The 22,968-nt window shown below is 68.0% G+C and carries 19 protein-coding genes and 1 tRNA gene; 12 read left to right on the forward strand and 8 right to left on the reverse strand.

Translation table 11 applies throughout. The features are described from left to right. Window positions 1-113 precede the first annotated feature (113 nt). Window positions 114-272, forward strand: coding sequence for a DUF3309 family protein (locus AC3A6J_RS07175; RefSeq protein ID WP_487859217.1), 159 nt, complete (start codon window positions 114-116; stop codon window positions 270-272). Window positions 273-353: 81 nt separating this feature from the next. On the opposite strand, the gene hrpA is transcribed toward AC3A6J_RS07175, so the two are convergent. Next, window positions 354-4,229: an ATP-dependent RNA helicase HrpA gene (gene hrpA, locus AC3A6J_RS07180; RefSeq protein WP_487859218.1), complete on the reverse strand. Its 3,876-nt coding sequence runs from the start codon at window positions 4,227-4,229 to the stop codon at window positions 354-356. 55 nt (window positions 4,230-4,284) lie between these two features. Here hrpA and argA point away from each other — a divergent pair, with 55 nt between their 5' ends. From argA to AC3A6J_RS07225, 9 genes are all read left to right on the forward strand, one after another. Next, complete coding sequence (argA, locus tag AC3A6J_RS07185; RefSeq protein ID WP_487859219.1) at window positions 4,285-5,631, forward strand: amino-acid N-acetyltransferase; 1,347 nt, start codon at window positions 4,285-4,287, stop codon at window positions 5,629-5,631. Window positions 5,632-5,656: 25 nt separating this feature from the next. Further along, the gene (locus AC3A6J_RS07190; protein ID WP_487859220.1) at window positions 5,657-6,304 is read left to right on the forward strand and encodes a LysE family translocator; all 648 of its coding nucleotides are present in this window, start codon (window positions 5,657-5,659) and stop codon (window positions 6,302-6,304) included. A 52-nt stretch (window positions 6,305-6,356) separates the two neighbouring features. Continuing rightward, window positions 6,357-7,583 carry a succinyldiaminopimelate transaminase gene (dapC, locus tag AC3A6J_RS07195; RefSeq protein WP_487859221.1) on the forward strand — a complete coding sequence of 409 codons (1,227 nt, stop codon included), beginning with the start codon at window positions 6,357-6,359 and terminating at the stop codon, window positions 7,581-7,583. 44 nt (window positions 7,584-7,627) lie between these two features. Beyond that, window positions 7,628-8,452: a 2,3,4,5-tetrahydropyridine-2,6-dicarboxylate N-succinyltransferase gene (gene dapD, locus AC3A6J_RS07200; protein WP_487859222.1), complete on the forward strand. Its 825-nt coding sequence runs from the start codon at window positions 7,628-7,630 to the stop codon at window positions 8,450-8,452. A gap of 47 nt (window positions 8,453-8,499) precedes the next feature. Next, complete coding sequence (locus AC3A6J_RS07205) at window positions 8,500-9,648, forward strand: PilT/PilU family type 4a pilus ATPase (RefSeq protein ID WP_487859223.1); 1,149 nt, start codon at window positions 8,500-8,502, stop codon at window positions 9,646-9,648. A gap of 26 nt (window positions 9,649-9,674) precedes the next feature. Then, window positions 9,675-10,853: a succinyl-diaminopimelate desuccinylase gene (gene dapE, locus AC3A6J_RS07210; protein WP_487859224.1), complete on the forward strand. Its 1,179-nt coding sequence runs from the start codon at window positions 9,675-9,677 to the stop codon at window positions 10,851-10,853. Between the two features lie 241 nt (window positions 10,854-11,094). Further along, the gene (prmB, locus tag AC3A6J_RS07215) at window positions 11,095-11,970 is read left to right on the forward strand and encodes a 50S ribosomal protein L3 N(5)-glutamine methyltransferase (RefSeq protein ID WP_487859354.1); all 876 of its coding nucleotides are present in this window, start codon (window positions 11,095-11,097) and stop codon (window positions 11,968-11,970) included. Between the two features lie 153 nt (window positions 11,971-12,123). Further along, complete coding sequence (locus AC3A6J_RS07220) at window positions 12,124-14,148, forward strand: ABC-F family ATP-binding cassette domain-containing protein (RefSeq protein ID WP_487859225.1); 2,025 nt, start codon at window positions 12,124-12,126, stop codon at window positions 14,146-14,148. Between the two features lie 38 nt (window positions 14,149-14,186). Next, a complete protein-coding gene (locus tag AC3A6J_RS07225; RefSeq protein WP_487859226.1) occupies window positions 14,187-14,690 on the forward strand; it encodes a hypothetical protein in 504 nt (167 codons plus the stop codon). On the opposite strand, the gene AC3A6J_RS07230 is transcribed toward AC3A6J_RS07225, so the two are convergent. Then, complete coding sequence (locus AC3A6J_RS07230) at window positions 14,623-14,892, reverse strand: hypothetical protein (RefSeq protein WP_487859227.1); 270 nt, start codon at window positions 14,890-14,892, stop codon at window positions 14,623-14,625. The genes AC3A6J_RS07225 and AC3A6J_RS07230 overlap by 68 nt on opposite strands. 67 nt (window positions 14,893-14,959) lie before the next feature. Here AC3A6J_RS07230 and AC3A6J_RS07235 point away from each other — a divergent pair, with 67 nt between their 5' ends. Next, the gene (locus AC3A6J_RS07235; protein ID WP_487859228.1) at window positions 14,960-15,679 is read left to right on the forward strand and encodes a helix-turn-helix domain-containing protein; all 720 of its coding nucleotides are present in this window, start codon (window positions 14,960-14,962) and stop codon (window positions 15,677-15,679) included. Window positions 15,680-15,787: 108 nt separating this feature from the next. On the opposite strand, the gene AC3A6J_RS07240 is transcribed toward AC3A6J_RS07235, so the two are convergent. The 5 genes from AC3A6J_RS07240 to tolB form a co-directional block, all read right to left on the reverse strand. Beyond that, window positions 15,788-15,863: transfer RNA gene (locus tag AC3A6J_RS07240), tRNA-Lys, on the reverse strand. A gap of 84 nt (window positions 15,864-15,947) precedes the next feature. Continuing rightward, a complete protein-coding gene (locus AC3A6J_RS07245; RefSeq protein ID WP_487859229.1) occupies window positions 15,948-16,805 on the reverse strand; it encodes a tRNA threonylcarbamoyladenosine dehydratase in 858 nt (285 codons plus the stop codon). 20 nt (window positions 16,806-16,825) lie between these two features. Next, the gene (gene ybgF, locus AC3A6J_RS07250; protein ID WP_487859230.1) at window positions 16,826-17,575 is read right to left on the reverse strand and encodes a tol-pal system protein YbgF; all 750 of its coding nucleotides are present in this window, start codon (window positions 17,573-17,575) and stop codon (window positions 16,826-16,828) included. After that, window positions 17,575-18,099, reverse strand: a complete 525-nt coding sequence (gene pal, locus AC3A6J_RS07255) for a peptidoglycan-associated lipoprotein Pal (protein ID WP_487859231.1) — start codon at window positions 18,097-18,099, stop codon at window positions 17,575-17,577. The genes ybgF and pal overlap by 1 nt, the downstream gene beginning before the upstream one ends. Window positions 18,100-18,124: 25 nt before the next feature. Then, a complete protein-coding gene (tolB, locus tag AC3A6J_RS07260; protein WP_487859232.1) occupies window positions 18,125-19,441 on the reverse strand; it encodes a Tol-Pal system beta propeller repeat protein TolB in 1,317 nt (438 codons plus the stop codon). 161 nt (window positions 19,442-19,602) lie between these two features. On the opposite strand from tolB, the gene msbA reads away from it, so the two are divergent. Then, a complete protein-coding gene (gene msbA, locus AC3A6J_RS07265) occupies window positions 19,603-21,396 on the forward strand; it encodes a lipid A export permease/ATP-binding protein MsbA (RefSeq protein ID WP_487859233.1) in 1,794 nt (597 codons plus the stop codon). 45 nt (window positions 21,397-21,441) lie between these two features. On the opposite strand, the gene rng is transcribed toward msbA, so the two are convergent. After that, window positions 21,442-22,968 carry a ribonuclease G gene (gene rng, locus AC3A6J_RS07270; protein WP_487859234.1) on the reverse strand — a complete coding sequence of 509 codons (1,527 nt, stop codon included), beginning with the start codon at window positions 22,966-22,968 and terminating at the stop codon, window positions 21,442-21,444.

Here is a 22,968-nt window from a genome sequence, read left to right on the forward strand (position 1 = left end):
GCCCGAGGGCAGCGGTAGGACAGTCCTGACCGCCGAAGAAGCGGCTATCCGGCGTTTTTCCTGTGGCTCGGCACCCAGCATCGAGGGCATCACAACAACGCCAGGAGAAACGCATGTCCCTCTCGTTCATTCTGCTGATCATCCTGATATTGCTTCTGGTCGGCGCGCTGCCGAGCTGGGGCTACAGCCGGAGCTGGGGCTATTGGCCCAGCGGCGGTCTGGGCCTTGTCGTGCTGATCGTCGTCATCCTGGTGCTCATGGGACGCATATAGGCGCCCTGGGTATCGCACCCACCGAAGAGCCCGCGGCACCCGCGGGCTTTTTTTTTGGCGCTGCTTCTTCGTTGGCGCGCCTCAGGCCTGCAACTGGCCCCAGGCCTTGTCGAGCCGCTTGACGCTCACGGGCTGCGGCGTGCGCAGCTCCTGCGCGAAGAAGCTCACGCGAAGCTCCTCGAGCAGCCAGCGGAATTCGAGCATGCGCTCGTCGACTACGCCCTTGCGCTCGGCGACCAGCCGCAAGTAACGCTGTTCCTGCGGCCGCAGCTCGGCCAATTTTGCGGCGTCGCGCGCGGGGTCACCGCGCAGCTTGTCGAGCCGCAGCACAATCGCCTTCAGGTAGCGTGGAAAGTGCTGCAACTGGCTCCATGGCGCGTCGGCGATGAAACGCTTGCCGACCAGGCGCTGCAATTGCTGCGCAGCGTCCTGCACCGACTCGGGCTGCAGCTTCGTGTCCTTGATCTTGCGCGCGGCCGCCGCGTATTCGGCCAGGATGCCGCCGGCCAGGCGCGCCACCTCGTTCGCGATCAGCGTGAGCCGGCCTCGCCCTTCCTCGAGCCGGCGCTTGAAGGCGGGCTCGTCGGTGGGCAGCGGTTCCTGCAGGAAGGCGCGGTCGATCGCCACGTCGATGATCTGCGTGCGCAGCTCTTCGGAGGTGCCGAGTGGCATGTAGGCCACCGACATCTTCTGCAGGTCGGGGATGTTCTTCTCGAGGTACTTGAGCGCGTCCTTCAGCTGCAGCGCGAACAGCCGGCGCAGGCCCGCGCGGTGTTTGGCCGCAGCCACTGCGGGCTCGTCGAAGACCTCGATCGTGACCGCATCGCCTTCGTCGCGCAGCGCCGGAAAACCGATCAGCGACTGCGCGCCGCGGCGCACCTCCATGAGCTCGGGCAGTTCGCCGAAGCTCCAGCTCGTGTAGCGCTGGCCCGCTGGCAGGCTGGGCGCGGCGGGCGCCGCCGCAGCCTCGCCCGCTGACTGCGCGCCCGCTTCGGCGTCGGCCGCAGGCCCGCGCGCCGTCGATGGCGAAGAGGCCTTCACGTTGAGGCCCGCGAGCGCCTGGAAGGCGCCGCGGGCCTGCGCGCCGAGTTCGGCCTTGAGCGCACCGAGGTTGCGGCCCATGCCGAGCTGGCGGCCGTGCTCGTCGACGATGCGCAGGTTCATGAACAGGTGCGGCGCCAGCATGTCGAGCTTGAAGTCGGCGCGTTTCACGTCGAGGCTCGTGGCATCGCGCACGCGCTTGAGCAGCGCGTCGGTGAGCGAGCCGGTGCCGAAGACCTCGGGCGCCGACAGCTCGGCGGCCAGCCTTGTCGCGGTGTCGGGCAGCGGCACCAGCCGCGAGCGCGGGCGTTGCGGCAGGCTCTTGAGCAGCGCCTGGATCTTGTCCTTGAGCATGCCCGTGACCAGCCATTCGCAACGCTCCTCGCTCACCTGGTTGAGCACGAACAGCGGCACGCTGACCGTGAGGCCGTCCTTCGGGTCGCCGGGCTCGTGCAGGTAGGTGGCTGCGCAATCCACGCCGCCGAGCCGCAGCGTGGAGGGGAACGACTGCGTGGTGATGCCCGCCGCCTGGTGGCGCATCAGCTCTTCGCGGCTCAGGAACAGCAGACGCGGCTGTTCCCTCGACGCCTGCCGGTACCAGTTCTCGAAGGTGATGCCGCTCGCCACGTCGGCGGGCAGCTGCGCATCGTAGAAAGCGAAGATCAGCTCGTCGTCCACCAGCACGTCCTGCCGGCGCGACTTGTGCTCCAGGCCCTCGACCTCGCGAACCAGCTTGCGGTTGGCCGCGAGAAACGGGAACTTGGTGTCCCATTGCCCACCGACCAGCGCTTCGCGGATGAAGATCTCGCGCGCCGCGACCGGATCGACGCGCGTGAAGTCGATGCGGCGCCCGCTGTACACCACCAGGCCGTACAGCGTCGCGCGCTCGAGCGCCGCGACTTGCGCGCCCTTCTTCTCCCAATGCGGATCGAGCAGTTGCTTCTTCAGCAGGTGGCCCGCCACCTCTTCGAGCCACTGCGGCTCGATGTTGGCGATGCCGCGGCCGAAGAGCCGCGTGGTCTCGACCAGCTCGGCCGCGACGATCCAGCGGCCGGGCTTCTTCTTCAGGTGCGCGCCCGGGTGCTTGTAGAACTTGATGCCGCGCGCGCCCAGGTAGGCCTCGTCGTCCTCGAGCTTCCAGCCGACGTTGCCGAGCAGGCCCGCGAGCATCGACAGGTGCAGCGCTTCGTAGCCTGCCGGTTCCTGGTTGATGCGCCACTTGTGCTCGGTCACGACCGTGAGCAGCTGCGAATGGATGTCGCGCCATTCGCGCACGCGCCGGATGTTGATGAAGTTCTGGCGCAGCAGTTGCTCGTACTGCCGGTTGCTGAGTTTATGCGTGTCGCCATGCCCCCCGCGCGCGTCGGCGATCCATTTCCACAGCCGCAGGTAGCCGCTGAATTCGCTCTTCTCGTCGTCGAACTTCGAATGTGCCTGGTCGGCTTGTTGCTGCGCGTCCATCGGCCGGTCGCGCACGTCCTGCACGCTGAGCGCCGAGGCGATCACCAGCACCTCCTCGAGCGCACCGCGCGTGCGCGCCTCGAGGATCATGCGGCCCACGCGCGGGTCGAGCGGCAGCCGGGCCAGTTCGACGCCGGTGGCGGTGAGTTCGTTCGCGTCGTCCACCGCGCCGAGTTCGTTGAGCAGCTGGTAGCCGTCGGCGATGGCGCGCGGCGACGGCGCCTCCAGGAACGGAAAGCGCGCCACGTCGCCCAGGCGCAGCGACTTCATGCGCAGGATCACGCCCGCCAACGACGAGCGCAGGATCTCGGGATCGGTAAAGCGCGGCCGGCCGTCGAAATCCTTCTGGTCGTAGAGCCGGATGCAGATGCCGTCCGCCACGCGGCCGCAACGGCCCGCGCGCTGGTTCGCCGCGGCCTGGCTGATCGGCTCGACCAGCAGCTGCTCGACCTTGCTGCGGAAGCTGTAGCGCTTGACGCGCGCGGTGCCGGTGTCGATCACGTAGCGGATGCCCGGCACGGTGAGCGAGGTTTCGGCCACGTTGGTGGCCAGCACGATGCGGCGGCCGGTGTGGCCGTCGAAGATTCGGTCCTGCTCGGGGCCCGACAGCCGCGCGAACAGCGGCAGCACCTCGGCGTTGCGAAACAGCGGCTGGTGCGCGAGATGACGGCGCAGGTGGTCGGCCGCCTCGCGGATCTCGCGCTCGCCCGGCAGGAAGACCAGGATGTCGCCCGCGTTGTGCGGGTCGCGCCAGAGCTCGTCGACGCCGTCGGCGATCGCGTCGTTCAGGTCGTGCTCGCGCGATTCCTCGAACGGGCGGTAGCGCTGCTCGACCGGGAACGTGCGCCCCGAGACGAACACCGTCGGCGCCGGCCCCTTGGCGGAGGCGAAGTGATTGGCGAAGCGCTCGGCGTCGATGGTCGCCGAGGTCACGATCACCTTCAGGTCGGGCCTGCGCGGCAGGATCTCACGCAGGTAGCCAAGCAAAAAGTCGATGTTCAGCGAGCGCTCGTGGGCCTCGTCGATGATCAGCGTGTCGTAGGCCTTGAGCAGCGGATCGGTCTGCGTCTCGGCCAGCAGGATGCCGTCGGTCATGAGCTTGACCGAGGCATCGCGCGAGAGCCGGTCCTGGAAGCGCACCTTGAAGCCGACCACGTCGCCGAGCGGCGTCTTCAGCTCTTCGGCAATGCGCTTGGCGACCGAGCTCGCGGCAATCCGCCGCGGCTGCGTGTGGCCGATCAGGCGCCCCTTGCCGGGCGGCGCGTTGAGCTTGCCGCGACCCAGCGCCAGCGCGATCTTCGGCAGCTGGGTGGTCTTGCCCGAACCGGTTTCGCCGCAGACGATCACCACCTGGTGCGCCTGGATGGCGGCCATGATCTCCTCGCGCCGGGCCGAAACCGGCAGCGATTCGGGAAAGTCGATGCGAAGCGAGGGCGAAGGCGTAGTGGTCGTCAAGGGATATCGAAAATCGGGGAACCGGCGATTATCGGTGGCTGCACAATCACGCCCCATGTCCACCGTCTTCAACTTCACCTTCGTGCCCTGGTTCCGCTCGGTCGCGCCCTACATCCACACGCACCGCGGTAAGACTTTCGTGGTCGCGCTGGCGGGCGAGGCGATCGCGGCGGGCAAGCTGCAGAACATCGCCCAGGACCTGGCGCTGATCCAGAGCATGGGCGTCAAGGTCGTGCTGGTGCACGGCTTTCGGCCGCAGGTCAACGAGCAGCTCGCGGCCAAGGGGCACGAGGCGCGCTATTCGCACGGCATCCGCATCACCGACGAGGTGGCGCTCGATTCGGCGCAGGAAGCTGCGGGCCAGCTGCGCTACGAGATCGAGGCCGCGTTCAGCCAGGGCCTGCCGAACACGCCCATGGCGGGCTCGACGGTGCGCGTGATCTCGGGCAACTTCATCACCGCGCGGCCGATCGGCGTGGTCGACGGCGTGGACTTCAAGCATTCGGGCCTGGTGCGCAAGGTCGATGCCGCGGGCATCCGCCGCACGCTCGATTTCGGCGCCATGGTGCTGATCTCGCCGTTCGGCTTCTCGCCCACGGGCGAGGCCTTCAACCTCACGATGGAAGACGTCGCCACCAGCGTGGCCATCTCCATCCAGGCCGACAAGCTGATCTTCCTGACCGAGGTCCCGGGCATCCGCATCGACAGCGAACTGCCCGAAAGCGAAGACAACCCGATCGACACCGAGCTGCCGCTGGCCGCCGCCGAGCGGCTGCTCGCCTCGCTGCCGCCGCCGCAGAAGCCCACCGACACGGCCTTCTACCTGCAGCATTGCGTGAAGGCCTGCAAGGCCGGCGTGGAGCGCAACCACATCCTGCCCTTTGCGCTCGACGGCTCGCTGCTGCTCGAGATCTACGTGCACGACGGCGTCGGCACCATGGTGATCGACGAGAAGCTCGAAAGCCTGCGCGAGGCCACGGTGGACGACATCGGCGGCATCCTGCAGCTGATCGAGCCGTTCGAGCGCGACGGCACGTTGGTCAAGCGCGACCGCACCGAGATCGAGCGCGACGTCGGCCACTACACGGTCATCGAGCACGACGGCGTGATCTTCGGTTGCGCCGCGCTGTACCCCTACCCCGAAGCGCGCACCGCCGAGATGGCGGCGCTCACGGTGTCGCCGCAGTCGCAGTCGCAGGGCGACGGCGAGCGCATCCTCAAGCGCATCGAGCACCGCGCCAAGGCCATGGGCCTGGACAGCATCTTCGTGCTCACTACGCGCACCATGCACTGGTTCCTCAAGCGCGGTTTCCAGCAGGTCAACCCCGACTGGCTGCCCGAGGCGCGCAAGCGCAAGTACAACTGGGACCGCAAGAGCCAGGTGCTGGTCAAGAAGATCTGAACCCACCCGTAGGAAGGCCACCGCCATGACGCTCGCCACCGCCCTGCTGTTCTCCATCGTCGCACTGGCCGCGATCGCCACGCCCGGCCCGACGGTGCTGCTGGCGCTCAGCAACGGCTCGCGACGCGGCGTGCGCGGCGCGCTGCCCGGCATCGCGGGTGCGGTGCTGTCCGACTTCGTGCTGGTCGGCGCGGTGGCGCTGGGCCTCGGTGCACTGCTCGCGGCGTCGGAGTTCTGGTTCTCGATGCTCAAGTGGGTCGGCGCCGCCTACCTCGCATGGCTCGGGGTGCGCATGCTGCGCTCCAGGGGCGGCAGTTTCGATGCGCCCCGTGGATCGGCCGGCGCGCTGCCGGCCGGGATGCCCGGCGAAGGCCGCAAGGTGTTCTTCAAGTCGTTCCTGGTGGCGGTCACCAACCCGAAGGGCTACCTGTTCTGCTCGGCGCTATTGCCGCAGTTCATCGATCCCGCGGCCGCGCAGGGCGTGCAGTACGCCCTCATCGCGGTGCTGTTCGCTTCGCTCGACGCGGCCGTGATGCTGGTCTACGCCTTCGTCGGCGCGCGCGCCATGCGGCTGTTGACGGCCGCCGCCGCGCGCTGGATCGACCGCACCTGCGGCGCGATGCTGCTGGCGCTGGCCGGGTCGCTCGCGTTCTACCGCCGCAGCGGCACCTGACCGGCGCGCCGGCCGCCCGGCGGCGGCCACCCGTCGCCGATAATCGCACCCCATGAATCCCCTGCTCTCCAAGCTCCAGCCCTACCCGTTCGAGCGGCTGCGGCGCCTGTTCGAGGGCGTCACGCCCGATGCCGCCTTCGCGCCCATCAGCCTGGGCATCGGCGAACCGAAGCATGCCACGCCGCCTTTCATCAAGGAGGCCCTGGCCGCCGGCATGGACGCCCTCGCGGCCTATCCCGCCACGGCCGGCAGCCCGAAGCTGCGCACGGCCTTCACCGGCTGGCTCGAGCGCCGCTACGGATTGAAGCTCGATCCGGCCACCCAGGTGCTGCCGGTCAACGGCTCGCGCGAGGCGCTGTTCTCGCTCGCGCAGACGGTGGTCGACGGCAGCCGCACGACAGCCCCGGTGGTGGTGTCGCCCAATCCGTTCTATCAAATCTACGAAGGCGCGGCGCTGCTCTCGGGGGCCGAGCCCTACTACGTGCCGAGCGTGCCCGCGCGCAACTTCGCGGTCGACTGGGACAGCGTGCCCGAGGACATCTGGGCGCGCACCCAGCTCGTCTTCGTCTGCTCGCCCGGCAACCCGACCGGCGCGGTGATGCCGCTGGACGAGTGGCAGAAGCTGTTCGCACTGTCAGATCGCCACGGCTTCGTGATCGCGGCCGACGAGTGCTACAGCGAGATCTACTTCCGCGACGCGCCGCCGCTCGGCGGCCTCGAAGCCGCCGCGAAGCTCGGCCGCAGCGACTTCAGGAACCTGATTGCGCTCACCTCGCTGTCCAAGCGCAGCAACGTGCCCGGGCTGCGCAGCGGCTTCGTGGCCGGCGACGCGGCGATCATCCAGGCCTTCCAGCTCTACCGCACCTACCACGGCAGCGCCATGAGCGGCGCAGTGGCCGCCGCCAGCATCGCGGCCTGGGGCGACGAGGGCCATGTGGTCGAGAACCGCGCCAAGTACCGGGCCAAGTTCGAGGCCGTCACGCCGCTGCTCGCGCAGGTGCTCGACGTGCGCCTGCCCGACGCCAGCTTCTACCTCTGGGCGGGCGTGCCCGAGGCGTGGGGCGGCGACGACGAAGCCTTCGCCCGCGCGCTCTACGCTCAATACAATGTGACCGTTTTGCCGGGGAGCTATCTGGCCCGCGAGGCGACGCACGGGCCCCGCGGCGCCAACCCCGGCCGCGGCCGCATCCGCATGGCCCTGGTGGCCGAAACGGCCGAATGCGTGGAAGCCGCCGAGCGCATCGTGCGCTTCGTGCAGGCCGGCCCGCAGGCGCGCTGAGCGCCTTCTTCCGGCATTTCCTCTTTTTCAAACGAGACCTTCTCATGACCCAGCAACTGCAACAAACCATCGACGCCGCGTGGGAAGACCGCGCCAACCTTTCGCCCAGCGCCGCGCCGGCCGAAGTGCGCGAGGCCGTCGAGCACGTGATCTCCGAACTCAACAACGGCAAGCTGCGCGTCGCCACGCGCGAAGCGGTCGGCCAGTGGACCGTGCACCAGTGGATCAAGAAGGCCGTTCTGCTGTCGTTCCGCCTCAAGGACAACGAGCAGATCCAGGCCGGCTCGCTGGGCTTCTACGACAAGGTGCCGACCAAGTTCTCGCACCTGTCGGCCGCCGAACTCAAGGAATCGGGCGTGCGCGTGGTGCCGCCGGCCGTGGCGCGCCGCGGCAGCTACATCGCCAAGGGCGCGATCCTGATGCCCTCGTACGTGAACATCGGCGCCTACGTGGGCGAAGGCACGATGGTCGACACCTGGGCCACCGTCGGTTCGTGCGCGCAGATCGGTGCCAACGTGCACCTGTCGGGCGGCGTCGGCATCGGCGGCGTGCTCGAGCCGCTGCAGGCCGGCCCCACCATCATCGAGGACAACTGCTTCATCGGCGCGCGCTCCGAAGTGGTCGAAGGCGTGGTGGTCGAAGAGAACTCGGTGCTCTCGATGGGCGTCTTCATCGGCCAGAGCACGCCGATCTACGACCGCGCGACCGACACCGTGATCTACGGCCGCGTGCCCGCCGGCTCGGTCGTGGTGGCCGGCAGCCTGCCGAAGCCCGGCGGCAAGTACAACACCTACGCGGCGATCATCATGAAGAAGGTCGACGCCAAGACGCGCTCGACCACCTCGCTCAACGACCTGCTGCGCGACTGATCCTTCTTTTTTCGCCAGAACAATCAGTACCCCGAGGAGAGCGCCCGATGAACATGATGGAACGGATCCTTCGTCTGATGGCCGAGCGCAAGGCTTCCGACATCTATCTTTCGGCGCACTCCCCAGTCCTGATCCGCATCAACGGCACCTGCGTGCCGATCAACGCGCAGGTGCTGCCGGCCAGCGCGCCGCTCGCGCTTTTGGCCGAAGTGGTGCCCGAGGCCCGGATCCAGGAGCTCGAACGCACCGGCGAGCTCAACATGGCGGTGATGCTCGAGGGCGCCGGCAACTACCGCATCAGCGCCATGCGCCAGCGCGGCAGCTATGCGGTGGTTGTGCGGCACATCGCGTCGACGATCCCGAGCTTTGCCGACCTGAACCTGCCCGACGTGCTCAAGACGCTCATCATGGAAAAGCGCGGGCTGATCCTGATGGTGGGCGCCACCGGCGCGGGCAAGACCACCACGCTGGCCTCGATGCTCGACTACCGCAACGAGCACGCCTCCGGTCACATCCTCACGGTCGAGGAACCGATCGAATTCACCTACACCAACAAGAAGTCGATGGTGAACCAGCGCGACGTGGGCAGCGACACAGAGTCGCTGCAGGTCGCGCTCAAGAACGCGCTGCGCCAGGCGCCCGACGTGATCCAGATCGGCGAGATCCGCGATCGCGACACCATGACGGCCGCCATCGCCTATGCGCAGTCGGGCCACCTGTGCGTGGCCACGCTGCATGCCAACAACAGCTACCGCGCGCTCAACCGCATCCTGAGCTTCTACCCGGTCGAGGTACGCCCCACGCTGCTCGGCGACCTGGGCGGCGCGCTGCGCGCCATCGTGTCGCAGCGCCTGCTGCGCACGCCCGCGGGCGGCCGCGTGCCGGCGCTCGAGGTGATGCTGAACACCGCGCTCGTGGCCGAGCTCATCGAGAAGGGCGACTTCTCGGGCGTCAAGGAGGCCATGGAGCAGTCGATGGCCGAGGGCTCGCAGACCTTCGAGGAGGACATCGCCCGCCTCGTCACCGAGAACCGCATCACGCGGGAGGAAGGCCTCGCCCATGCCGACTCCCCCACCAACCTGATGTGGCGCCTGCAGAACCGCGCCGCGCCCAAGGCGCAGGCCGACGAGCGCAGCCTCATGGACCAGGTCGAGGAACCCACTTTCACCGACATCACGCTCGACGTGAAATTCTGAACCGATAGAGAAGAAGAACCGCCCCGATGTCCCGCACCCTACAGCTTGCCGAACAACTCATCTCGCGCCCTTCCGTCACGCCCGACGATGCGGGCTGCCAACGGATCGTCGGCGAGCGGCTGGCCGCGCTGGGCTTCACGCTCGAGACCATCGAGAGCGGGCCGGCCGACTTCCGCGTGACCAACCTGTGGGCGGTGCGCCGCCCCGGCCATGCGTCGGCTGCCACCCGGACGCTCGTCTTTGCCGGCCACACCGACGTGGTGCCGACCGGTCCGCTCGAGCAATGGACCAGCCATCCGTTCACGCCCACGCACCGCGGCGGCCAGCTCTACGGCCGCGGCGCCTGCGACATGAAGACCTCGGTCGCCGCATTCGTCGTGGCCATCGAGGAATTCCTGCAGGTCACGCCCGAGCCGAAGCTCGCGCTCGCGCTGCTGCTCACGAGCGACGAGGAAGGCCCGGCGGTCGACGGCACCGTGGTCGTCTGCAATGCGCTGACCGCGCGCGGCGAGACCATCGACTACTGCATCGTCGGCGAGCCCACGGCCGTCGAGCGCTGCGGCGACATGATCAAGAACGGCCGCCGCGGCACCATGAGCGGCAGGCTCACGGTGAAAGGCGTGCAGGGCCACATCGCCTATCCGCACCTTGCGAAGAACCCGGTGCATGCCGTGGCGCCCGCACTGGCCGAACTGGTGGCCATCAATGCGGCCGGCGGCTGGGACGCCGGCAACCAATGGTTTCAGCCCACGAGCTGGCAGATCAGCAACTTCCACGCGGGAACTGGTGCAAGCAACGTCATCCCGGGCAGTGCCGTGATCGACTTCAACTTTCGCTTCTCGACCGAATCGACGCCCGAATCGCTTCAGCAGCGGGTGCGCGCGGTGCTCGATGCGCACGGCGTCGACTGCACGCTGGCCTGGACCGTCGGCGGCTTGCCCTTTCTCACGCCGCCGGGCGAACTCGTCAGCGCCGTGCAGGCCGCGATCGCCGACGAGACCGGCATCGCCACCGAGCTGTCGACCAGCGGCGGCACGAGCGACGCACGCTTCATCGCCAAGATCTGCAAGCAGGTGGTCGAGCTCGGCCCCGTGAACGCGAGCATCCACAAGATCGACGAGCACATCGAGGTCGCCGCGATCGAGACGCTCAAGAACATCTACAAGCGCACCCTGGAGCGGCTCGACGAGTCGCAGGCACCATGAGCGCCGCGCCGGGCCGCCCCAAGCAAGCTCGCTCCCGCCTGGCGGGAAGGCGCGCAGCGCCAAGGGTGCACCAGTGAGCGCCGCGCCGGACCGCCGCCAAGCAAGCTCGCTCCCGCCTGGCGGGAAGGCGCGCAGCGCCAAGGGTGCACCAGTGAGCGCCGCGCCGGACCGCCGCCAAGCAAGCTCGCTCCCGCCTGGCGGGAAGGCGCGCAGCGCCAAGGGTGCACCAGTTCGCACGGTCATCGCGCTCATCGAGGCCGGCGCCAGGCGGCTCGAAGAGGCCGGCGTCGCCTTCGGCCACGGCACGGCCAACGCTTTCGACGAAGCAGCCTGGCTCGTGCTTTGGCGCCTGAAGCTGCCGCTCGACGACATCGACGCGGCGGCCGAACGCACCGTTTCGCCGGCCGACGCCGCGAAGGTGGCCGCCCTGCTCGACGAGCGCATCGCCACGCGCAAGCCCGCCGCCTACCTCACGAAGGAAGCCTGGCTGCAGGGCGTCCCGTTCTACGTCGACGAGCGCGCCATCGTGCCGCGCAGCTTCATTGCCGAACTGATCGTCGACGGCAGCATCGACTACTGGCTGGGCGAACACACCCGGCGCGTGCTCGACCTGTGCACGGGCAACGGCAGCCTCGCGGTGATCGCGGCCCTGACCTACCCCGACATCGCGGTGGACGCCGCCGACCTCTCGCGTGAGGCGCTCGAGGTGGCGGCGATCAACCTCACCCGCCACCAGCTCGACGATCGCGTCCGGCTGGTCGAATCCGACGGCCTCGAGAACCTGCCCGACCCCTACGACCTGGTGCTGTGCAACCCGCCCTATGTGAACAGCGCGAGCATGGCCGCCCTGCCTGCCGAATACCGCGCCGAGCCCGGTCTGGCGCTGGCCGGCGGCACCGACGGCATGGACTTCGTGCGCCGGTTGCTGTCAGAGGCGCCTTCGCGGCTGAACGCGCGCGGCGTGCTGGTGCTCGAGATCGGCAACGAGCGTGACCACTTCGAAGCCGCCTTCCCGCGGCTCGAAGTGGTCTGGCTCGAAACCTCTGCCGGCGAAGACCAGGTGCTGCTCCTCACGCGAGAGGCGCTGCTGGCATCGGACAGCCGAACGCAGAAATAAGACAAAAACGACGCAGAAACCGCAGAAGCGCCCGTTCCTGGCCTTTTTTCTGCGGCTTTCGCGAACCTTCCGCGCCCCCTGCGTTCTGTACCCGCATGGGGCGGCCCCATTTCGCCCACCCGGGATAATCCCCGGTTCAGGCCCCCCTATTTCATGATCACTCTCAAGAACGTCATTCTTCGCCGCAGCGCCAAGGTTCTGCTCGACGGCGCAACCGTCACCCTCAATCCCGGCGAAAAGGTCGGCCTGGTCGGCCGCAACGGCGCCGGCAAGTCGACCCTGTTCGCGCTGCTCAACGGCACGCTGCACGAGGACGGCGGCGACTTCTCGGTGCCCCGGCACTGGCGCCTGGCCCAGGTGGCGCAGAACATGCCCGAAACCGACGAGTCGGCCACCGATTTCGTCGTCGGCGGCGACACCCAGTTGGTCGAGCTGCGCCAGGCCCTTGCCGCCACCGAGGCCGCCTACGAGGCCAACCCCGACGATGGCGACCTCGGCATGGAACTGGCCCACGCCTACACCCACCTGGCCGACGCCGGCGAGCACGACGCGGTGCCGCGCGCGCAGGCGTTGATCCTCGGCCTGGGCTTCAAGACGCACGAGCTCGACCAGCCCGTGAACAGCTTCTCGGGCGGCTGGCGCATGCGCCTGCAGCTCGCACGCGCGCTGATGTGCCCAAGCGACCTGCTGCTGCTCGACGAGCCGACCAACCACCTGGACCTTGATGCCCTGGTCTGGCTCGAAGCCTGGCTGCAGAAGTACGCCGGCACCATGATCGTCATCAGCCACGACCGCGAGTTCCTCGATGCCGTGACCGACGTGACCCTGCACATCGCCAACGCGCAGCTCACGCGCTACGGCGGCAACTACAGCAAGTTCGAGGATATGCGCGCGCTGCAGATGGAGCAGCAGCAGGTCGCCTTCTCCAAGCAGCAGGACAAGATCGCGCACCTGCAGAAGTTCATCGACCGGTTCAAGGCCAAGGCCAGCAAGGCCAAGCAGGCGCAGAGCCGGGTCAAAGCGCTCGAGCGCATGGAAAAGGTTGCGCCGCTCCTGGCCGAGGCCGACTTCACCTTCGAGTTCAAGGAGCCGGGCAACATTCCGAACCCGATGCTCTCGATCAGCAATGCGAGCTTCGGCTACCGCATCGAGGGCGCCGAACCCAAGACCATCCTGCGCGGCGTCAGCCGCTCCGTGCTCGCAGGCCAGCGCATCGGCATCCTGGGTGCCAACGGCCAGGGCAAGTCGACGCTGGTGAAGACCATCGCGCGCGAAATGGGCGCGCTCGCGGGCCAGGTCACCGAGGGCAAGGGCCTGAACATCGGCTACTTCGCGCAGCAGGAGCTCGACGTGCTGCACCCCGAGAGCAACCCGCTCGAACACATGGTGCGGCTGGCGCGCGACCTCGGCAGCAGCGTCAAGGAAGCGACCGGCGAGCAGGCGCTGCGCGGTTTTCTCGGCAGCTTCAATTTCAGCGGCGACATGGTCAGGCAGCCCGTGGGCACCATGAGCGGCGGCGAGAAGGCACGCCTCGTGCTCGCCATGATGGTGTGGCAGCGCCCCAACCTGCTGTTGCTCGACGAGCCCACCAACCACCTCGACCTCGCCACGCGCGAGGCGCTCGCCGTGGCCCTCAATGAGTTCGAGGGCACGCTCATGCTCGTGAGCCACGATCGCGCGCTGCTGCGCTCGGTTTGCGACGAATTCTGGCTCGTGGGGCGCGGCGTCATCGGCGATTTCGACGGCGACCTCGACGACTACCAGCGCTACCTGCTCGACGAGGCCAAGCGCCTGCGCGAAGAAGCCAGGCTGGCGGTGCGGGAGGCGGCCGCCAGCAGCGCTGCAGCCGAAGCAGCGCCGCCGCCCGCAGCAGCAGCAGCAGTTCCGGCCGCCGCACCACCGGCGAGTTCGCAGCAGCGAAAGCAGGACGCGCAGGAGCGCCAGCAGCGCACCGATCAGGCCCGGCCGCTCAAGCGCGAGCTGGCGCAGGTCGACGAACGCCTCGCGGCCGCCGGCACCGAGCGCAGCGCGCTCGAGGCGCGGCTCGCCGAGCCGCTGCCGGCGGCAGAGATCGCCGAAGCCGGCAAGCGGCTCAAGGCCCTCAACGACGAGATCGGCCGGCTCGAAGAGCGCTGGCTGGCGCTGTCGGACCAGCTCGAGGCGCTGGCAGCTGCCTGACGGCTGGGTGAGAATCGCGCCAAGGAGAGATTTGCCGCATGCCTTCTGCGATCGAACTGGCCCAGGGTGACGAGGCGCTGATTGCCGCCATCCAGCGCAGCCGCCGCCTCATCGGGCGCAAGGCGCTGATGTCCGCAGCAGCCAGCGCCGTTCCGCTCCCCGGCGTCGACTGGGCCGCCGACGCTGCCCTGCTCTCGCGGCTCGTGCCGCAGATCAGCGCCGAATTCGGGCTTTCGGCCACGCAGGTCGAAAAGCTCGCGCCGCACCAGCGCGAGCGCATTCAGAAGGCAGCCACCACCGTGGGCGCGCTGCTTGTCGGGCGGCTCGTCACGCGCGACCTGCTGATCCGGCTCGCGCGGCATGCCGGCATCAGGCTAACGACCAAGCAGGCCACCAAGTACGTACCGATTGCCGGGCAACTGGTCTCGGCGGCTTTGGGCTACGCCGCCCTGCGCGCGCTCGGCGAGCAGCACATCAAGGATTGCGTTCGTGTACGCACGACGCTCGCACTATCGCCGCCCGCACCGCTCGCGCCCGCGTGAGCGCCGTCGTGCCGAACAGCACTTTCGCGGCCCATCCGACCGCCACCAGCGCCGACAGCGCCATGCCTGCCAGCCCGTCCAGGCCGCTGCGCAGCCCATAGCCCAGCGCAGCAGCGGCCAGCAATGCCACGAGCGCGCACAACGTGCGGTCCAGCCAGAGCGCGCGGGTCCCGCGCGCCCGCACCAACTGACGTGGTTTCATGGCTTTTACTCCCCTGAAACTATTCTAGAGGCCAACTTGAATATTCGCGTGGGATTAAATCCTCCAAATGGAGACTATTGCCGCTCGCGCGAAGGCCGCACGCAAGTTCGCGAAGATGACGCAAAAGCAGGCCGAAGCGGCGTCAGGCGTCAAACAGTCCAATATCTCCAAGATCGAGCGCGGTGACACCGGCCGCTCGATGGGCCTGCTGGCATTGGCGCGCGCCTACCGCGTCGACCCCCACTGGCTCGACACAGGCGACGGCCCTGCGCCGTGGGACGAAGTGCAGCAGTCACGCCGCGCGCGCGACCACGCTAACGAGCCGCCAGCCCCCTACAGAATTGCACGCACACCGCCCGCCGGCCCCGCCTTCGAGCCGGGCACACCGGGAACCGTGCCGCTCATCGCTTGGACTGACATTGCGTCGTGGAACGGCACCCTACCCATCAACGTGCCTGTCGAGCGCTGGATGCCCTGCATCGCCTACCACAGCCCCGGCCACACCTACGCGCTGCGCGTGCGAGGCGACAGCATGACCGCGCCGAGCGGGCACCTGAAAAGCTACCCCGCGGGGTCGATCGTCTTCGTCGACACCCGACTGACCACGCCCGAGGACGGCGACCGCATCATCGCCAGGCTCGACGAAACCGGCGACATCACCTTCAAGTCCTTCAAGAACGAAGACGGCCGCCGCTGGCTCCTACCGCTGAACCCCAAGCACGAGCCGATCCGGGTGGCGTTCTCGGTGCTTGGCACCGTGGTGGGGAAGTGGGAAGACGAGGATTGAGGGCCGGTGTCGAACTGCCGACGCATCGAGGGCCAGCAAGTTGCCTCACCACGCAAGCCAAAAAAAATCGCCAACTGCATGCTGCAATTGGCGACCTTGGAGTGGGTCTGGTAGGACGTACAAGATTCGAACTTGTGACCAACGGATTAAAAGTCCGCTGCTCTACCAACTGAGCTAACGTCCCGAAACCATTCACTCACTCTTCACTTCTTCTTTTTCACTTCTTCTTTTTTCGCTCTTGCCGGATCCGATCCGGCAAAGCCAAAGATTATAGCGCGGCGTGGCTCGCTATTTTGTCGAGCACCCAACCTGCCGCGCATTGGCCGAAGGTCGCGGTCACGCTGACCACCGAACCGTAGCCGCGGCAGTTGAGCGAGCCGTCGCCCTCGATGGCGCAAGAGGCATCGGGCGGCGCGACGCTCTCGCGGCTGAAGACACAGGTCACGCCGATCTTGCGGCCCTCGCGCGGGGCGCCGTGCTGCTTGCGAAGGCGCTGCCGCAGCTGTGCCAGCAGCGGGTCGTGTGTGACGAGCGAGAGATCGTCGACGTCGACCTTGTGCGCCTGCCGCTTGCCGCCCGCCGCGCCGACAGTGACGAACGTGGCCGTGCGCGCGGCGCGCGCCCATGCGGCCATCGCAAGCTTGGCCTTCACCTGGTCGCAAGCGTCGACGACAGCGGTGACGGGCCCGTTGGCCGCTTGCGATGCCTCGAGCAGCGCCTGCCAGTTGTCCGGCTCGACGAATTCGTCGAGCGCAAGCACCTGGCATTCGGGGTTGATCTGCGCAATGCGCTCGCGCATGGCCTCGACCTTGGCCTGGCCGACGGTGGACTCAAGCGCATGGATCTGGCGGTTGATGTTCGACTCCGACACATGGTCGAGATCGATCAGCGTCAGGCGCCCTACGCCACTGCGCGCCAGCGCCTCGACGGCCCACGAGCCAACGCCGCCGATGCCCGCGACGAGCACGTGCGCACCGCGGATGCGCGCGGCGCCCGCCACGCCGTAAAGCCGCTCGAGCCCGCCGAAGCGTCGCGCGAAATCAGGCGCCGCTGCGGTGTCGTGGGTGACGACAGCCGCGGCGGCGCGCGAGGTTTCTTCGGGAAGGCTTGCTGCTGCTGCGCTCAAGCGGAGGGCTCCGCCGTGGATCAGCGCAGGCGCGAGAGACGCTCGCGGCCGGCCTGTGCGGCTTCGGACTGCGGATAGGCCTTGGTCAGGTCTTCCAGCGTGCGCCGGGCGGCGCGCGTGTCCTTGAGTTCGATCTGGCAGTTGGCGATCGACAGCACGGCCTCAGGGGCTTTGGCGTGGTCGGGCGCGAGCGAGAGCATGGAACGGAAGTTCGCGATGGCCTCGTTGTAGTTGCGAGTGGCGTACTGCGCGTTGCCGAGCCAGAACAGCGCCGAGGCGTTGTAGCCGCTTTGCGGATAGCGTTTGACGAATTCGGCGAAGGCGGTCTGCGCCTGCGCGAACTGGCCGGCGCGGAAGATGCCGAGTGCGGCGTCGAAATCCGCCTTCTCGCTCGGATCGGCATTGAACTCGCGGCCGTCGACCGAGACCTTGGTCGGTTCGGTCTGCTTGAGCCGGTCGTCGATGGTGGTCTGGCGCGACTGGAGTTCGCTGACGGTGCGCTGGAGCTGCTCGTTCTGGCCAGTCATGCGTGCGAGGTCGCCGCGCATCTGCTCGATCTGGGTCTGCAGGTCGAGCAAGCTGCGCCGCAGCTGACCGTTCTCGTCGGCAAGGCGCTGGTCGGTCTGCTGGCGCATGGCCTCGACACGCTGGCGCAGGTCGAGGATGGCGCGGCGCGCCTCGTCATCCTCGAACAAGGCAGCCTGCGACCCTGCCGATGCGCAGAGCAAGGCGGCCGCCAGGGCCGCACCACGCCACAAGGATGGCTGCATCACCGGGTGTAGCGGATTTCAGCGCGACGGTTCTGCGCCCAGGCGTCTTCACCCGAACCCTGCACCGCCGGCTTTTCCTTGCCAAAGCTCACAGCTTCGATCTGCGCATCGTTCACGCCCAGCAGCGTGAGCGCGCGGCGAACGGCTTCAGAACGCTTCTGGCCGAGCGCGAGGTTGTACTCGCGGCCGCCGCGATCGTCGGTGTGGCCTTCGATCGAGATGCGGCGCTGGTTGTTGGCGCGCAGGAAGCGGGCATGGCCGTCGACCACCGACTGGAATTCGGGCTTGACGGTGTAGCTGTCGTAATCGAAATACACGATCCGTTCGACGCCCATCGGACCTTGCGCGGTGCTGGCATTGGGGTCGATGGTGACGGGTGCCACTGCGCTCGCGCTGCCCTGCTGGCCGGCGCCGCCGGCCATGCCGGAGCTGTCAGTGACGGGCGTGTCGTTGAGCTTGGTGCCCGACGAGCAACCGGCAATCAGGGCCACGATCGCCAGCGAATAAATCGTACGTTTCAACATTGGAACTCCTCAAAAAAACTCTTGGTCATTGCTTTTGAAACGGACCCCAGTCCGGTTCTCTTATGTCTCCCGCCCGTCCCGCCAACCGTGCCTTGATCTTTCCGTCCAGCGTCGTCGTCATGAGCGCTTCGCGACCTTGCAGGTTCGTTGCGTAGACGATGAGCTTGCTGTTGGGCGCAAAACTCGGGCTTTCGTCTGCGGACGTGTCGGTGATGGCCGTGACATTGCCGGTCGCCAATTCCATCACGTGGAGTTTGAAGGCACCGCCTACGCGTGAGATGTAGGCCAACCACCGGCCATCGCCGCTGACAGAAGGAGAAATGTTGTAGGTTCCGCTGAAGGTGACCCGGGTGGGGGCACCGCCGCTGGCGCCCATCCGGTATATCTGCGGCGCACCGCCGCGGTCGCTGACGAAGTAGATCGTGCTGCCGTCGGCTGAGTAGACCGGCTCGGTGTCGATGCTGGCGCTCTGCGTGAGCCGGCGCGGCTCGCCGCCGCCCGCGGGAATCGTATAGAGCTGCGAGCCACCGTCGCGGCTGAGCGTGACGGCCAGCGAGCTTCCGTTGGGCGCCCAGGCCGGCGCGCTGTTGGAGCCGCGGAAGTTCGCGAGCAGACGGCGCTGGCCATTGGCCACGTTGTGGACGTACACCACGGGCTTGCGGGATTCGAACGAAACGTACGCGAGCTGCTGTCCGTTGGACGACCAGACCGGCGAGATGATCGGCTCGGGGCTCGCGAGCGCGGCCTGCGCGTTCTCGCCGTCGGCATCGGCCACCCAGAGTGAGTAGCGGCTGCCGCCCTTGGTGACGTATGCGATGCGGGTGGAGAAGATGCCCTTGTCGCCCGTGAGCTTCTCGTAGACGTAGTCGGCGATGCGGTGCGACGCGAGCCGCAGGTCGCCCTGCGGCACGGTGTAGCTCTGGCCACCGAGGTCCTGTCCGCGCACCACGTCCCAGAGACGGAAGCGAACGTCGTAGCGGCCGTCGCCAAGCCGCGCCACGCTGCCGACGACGAGCGAATCCGCGGTGCGCTGGCGCCACAGCGACAGATCCGGGCGCGAGGCCTCGTCGAGCGCCTGGCCCGAAGCATCGACGCCACGGAACTGGCCGCTGCGTTCGAGGTCGGCCTGGACGATTTCGGAAATCTTCTGCGGCGAGGCGTCCTGGCCCTTGAAGGGAACCAGCGCAATCGGGAGCTGCGTGAGCCCGACGCCCGAGACCTCGACCCGGAACTGGGCGAGCGCGGGCAGCACGGGCGTCGCAGCCAATGCCGCGATCAGCGAGCGGCGCGCAAAAAGCGATGAAGAAGGAGTTGGAATGGAAACTGACAACGGCTTGTTCATGCGGTTCGGAGAGGTTTCGGGGTAAGAAAGTTCTCCCCGGTGCAACGACCCACATGTTACACACTGGCTCGACGTTGCCGTCACAAAACGTGTATCGGGCGAAGCGGTCCTACACGGCGGCCATCCTGGGCGCCGACAGGCGCCCCGTAGAATTCCCGGCCATGCAAGCATCCCCCGGCAGCGAGACCCCCGCACGCCCTCCCCTGATCCGACGGCTGGCGCGTCTCATGACCTGGTTCGGCGGCTCGCGCCAATGGTGGGCGCTGGGCCTGATCGGTGCGATGCTCGCGGCGCTCACCGAGCCCTTGATGGCCGCGCTGCTCAAGCCGCTGCTCGACCGCGGCTTCACCAAGGGCCAGATGCCGCTGTGGTTCATACCCGCGGCGGTGCTGCTGCTGTTCGCGGTGCGCGGCGTCGCGCAATTCATCTCGCAGTACGCGCTCTCGCGCATCGCGAACGAAGGCATGCAGCGCCTGCGTCGCGTGCTGTTCGAGCGGCTGCTCGGCGCCGAGCTCGCGCTGTTCGCGCGCCAGTCGGCCAGCACGCTGTCGAACACGGTGGTCTACGAGGTGCAGACCGGCGCGCTGCTGCTGGTGCAGGCGCTGCTCGGGCTGTCGCGCGACGGCTTCACGCTGGTGGCGCTGCTGGGCTACCTTGTCTATCTCAACTGGAAGCTCACGCTCATCGTGGCCTTCCTCGTGCCGAGCATCTCCTGGATCATGAAGGTGTTCTCGAAGCGGCTCTACAAGCTCACGCAGCAGGGCCAGCAGGCCACCGACGAGCTGGCCTATGTGGTCGAGGAGAACGTGCTCGCGCACCGCATGGTGCGCCTGCATGGCGCCGAGGCGGCGCAGGCCCGGCGCTTCGAACAGCTGAGCCAGCGGCTCAACCGGCTCGCGGTCAAGTCGACCATTGCCCAGGCCGCGACCACGCCGCTCACGCAGATGATGGCCGCGCTTGCGCTGTCGGTGGTGGTGATGATCGCGCTCTGGCAGAGCGGCGAGCAGGGCTTCACGGTCGGCGGCTTCGTCGCCTACATCACGGCCATGCTGATGCTGATCGCACCGATCCGGAGGCTGGCCGAAGTAGCCGGTCCGATCACGCGGGGCCTGGCGGCGCTTGAGCGCGGCCTCGCACTGGTCGACGAGGTGCCAACCGAGCCGCAGGGCCGTTTCGCCGTGGACCGCGCCCAGGGCCGCATCGAGTTCAAGGACGCACGCGTGAACTACCGCGGCGACGACGAGCGCCCGGCGCTCGACGGTGTGATCCTGGCAATCGAGCCGGGCCAGAGCGTGGCCTTCGTCGGGCCGTCTGGCTCGGGCAAGACCACGCTGATGAACCTGCTGCCGCGCTTCGTGCTGCCGAGCGGCGGGCAGGTGCTGCTCGACGGCCACGACATCGCCGACTGGTCGCTCGGAAGCCTGCGCTCGCAGTTCGCCATGGTGAGCCAGGACGTAGTGATGCTCAACGACACATTGGCGGCCAACGTGGCGCTCGGCGCCGATGCGGAGATCGACCGCGCGCGCGTTCAGGCGTGCGTGGACGCCGCCAACCTGGCGAGCCATGTCGAGGGGTTGCCGCAGGGCATCGACACCGTGCTCGGCCACAACGCGACCCAGCTCTCTGGCGGCCAGCGCCAACGCCTGGCGATCGCGCGCGCTCTCTACAAGAACGCCCCGATCCTGCTGCTCGACGAGGCCACCTCGGCGCTCGACACCGAATCGGAGCGGCTGGTGCAGGACGCTCTGCAGCGCCTGATGCAGAACCGCACCACGCTGATCGTCGCGCACCGCCTCTCGACGGTCCAGCATGCGGACCGCATCGTCGTGATGGAACATGGCCGCGTGGTCGAACAAGGCAGCCATGCGCAGCTCATGGCGCTCGACGGGCTCTACGCCCGCCTGCAGACCACGGCGATGCGCACGACGCCGGCGGGCCAGGCCCCGACGCTCTGACCGCTCTGGTGGCGCGGCGGCACGCGCCGCCTTTCGCTCAACGCCTCAAAGCAGCACGATGTCGTACTGCCCCTGCCCGATCGCCTGCTCCGACTGCAGCGAGATCGGCTTGCCGATGAAGTCGCTGAGCCCGGCCAGGTGCTGGCTCTCTTCGTCGAGGAACAGTTCGATCACCTGCGGCGCGGCCACGATGCGGAACTCGCGCGGCGTGAACTGCCGCGCCTCGCGCAGGATCTCGCGCATCGCGTCGTAGGCGACGCTGCGCGCGGTCTTCACGATGCCCTGGCCGCCGCAGGCCGCGCACGGCTCGCAGAGCATGTGCGCCAGCGATTCGCGGGTGCGCTTGCGCGTCATCTCGACCAGGCCGAGCTGCGAGAAACCGCCGGCCGTGGTCTTGACGCGATCACGCGCGAGTTGCTTGCGGAACTCGGCCAGCACCTGCTCGCGATGGTCGTCGCGCGCCATGTCGATGAAGTCGACGATGACGATGCCGCCCAGGTTGCGCAGCCGCAGCTGGCGCGCAATGGCCTGCGCGGCCTCGAGGTTGGTCTTGAAGATCGTGTCGTCGAAATTGCGCGCGCCGACGAAGCCGCCGGTGTTCACGTCGACCGTGGTGAGCGCCTCGGTCTGGTCCACCACGAGGTAGCCGCCCGACTTGAGATCGACGCGGCGGCCCAGCGCCTTGGCGATTTCCTCGTCCACCGAATACAGGTCGAAGATCGGCCGCTCGCCCTTGTAGTGCTGCAGCTTGCCGGCAGCCTGCGGCATGTATTCGAGGCCGAACTTGAGCAGCACTTCGAACTGCTCGCGCGAATCGATGCGGATGGTCTGCGTGTCCTCGCTGGTCATGTCGCGCAGCACGCGCTGCAGCAGGCTCAGGTCCTGGTGCAGCAGCGACATCGGCGGCGTCTTGCTCGAGGCTTCGCGGATGCGCGACCAGGTCTTTCGCAGGTACGCGATGTCTTCGGCCAGCTCGGCGTCCGACGCGTCCTCGCCATTGGTGCGCAGGATGAAGCCGCCGGTGTTGGCCGGCACCACGCCGCCGCTGTCGGCCGCCGCGGCGGCCTCGATCAGCGCGAGCATGCGCGTGCGCAGCGACTCGCGCTGGTCGGCGGGGATCTTCTGCGACACGCCGATGTGGTTGTCCTGCGGCAGGAAGACCAAGAGCCGCCCGGCGATGCTGATCTGCGTCGACAGCCGCGCACCCTTGGTGCCGATCGGGTCCTTGATGACCTGCACCAATAGCGACTGGCCTTCGAACACCTGCTTCTCGATCGGCACCATCGGAGCGCCGTTGCGGTGGTCGCGCTCGGGCGCGGGCGCGCTCGGGCGCGAGCCGGGCGTGAACGGCGCCACGATGTCGGCGACGTGCAGGAAGGCCGTGCGCTCGAGGCCCACGTCGATGAAGGCCGACTGCATGCCCGGCAGCACGCGCGAGACCTTGCCCAGGTAGACGTTGCCGACGAGGCCGCGCTCGAGCGTGCGCTCGACGTGCAGCTCCTGCACCGCGCCGTGCTCGACCAGCGCCACGCGGGTCTCCTGCGGGGACCAGTTGATCAGGATGTCTTGCAT

It is taken from the genome of Variovorax sp. Soil_C_39 (assembly GCF_057656815.1).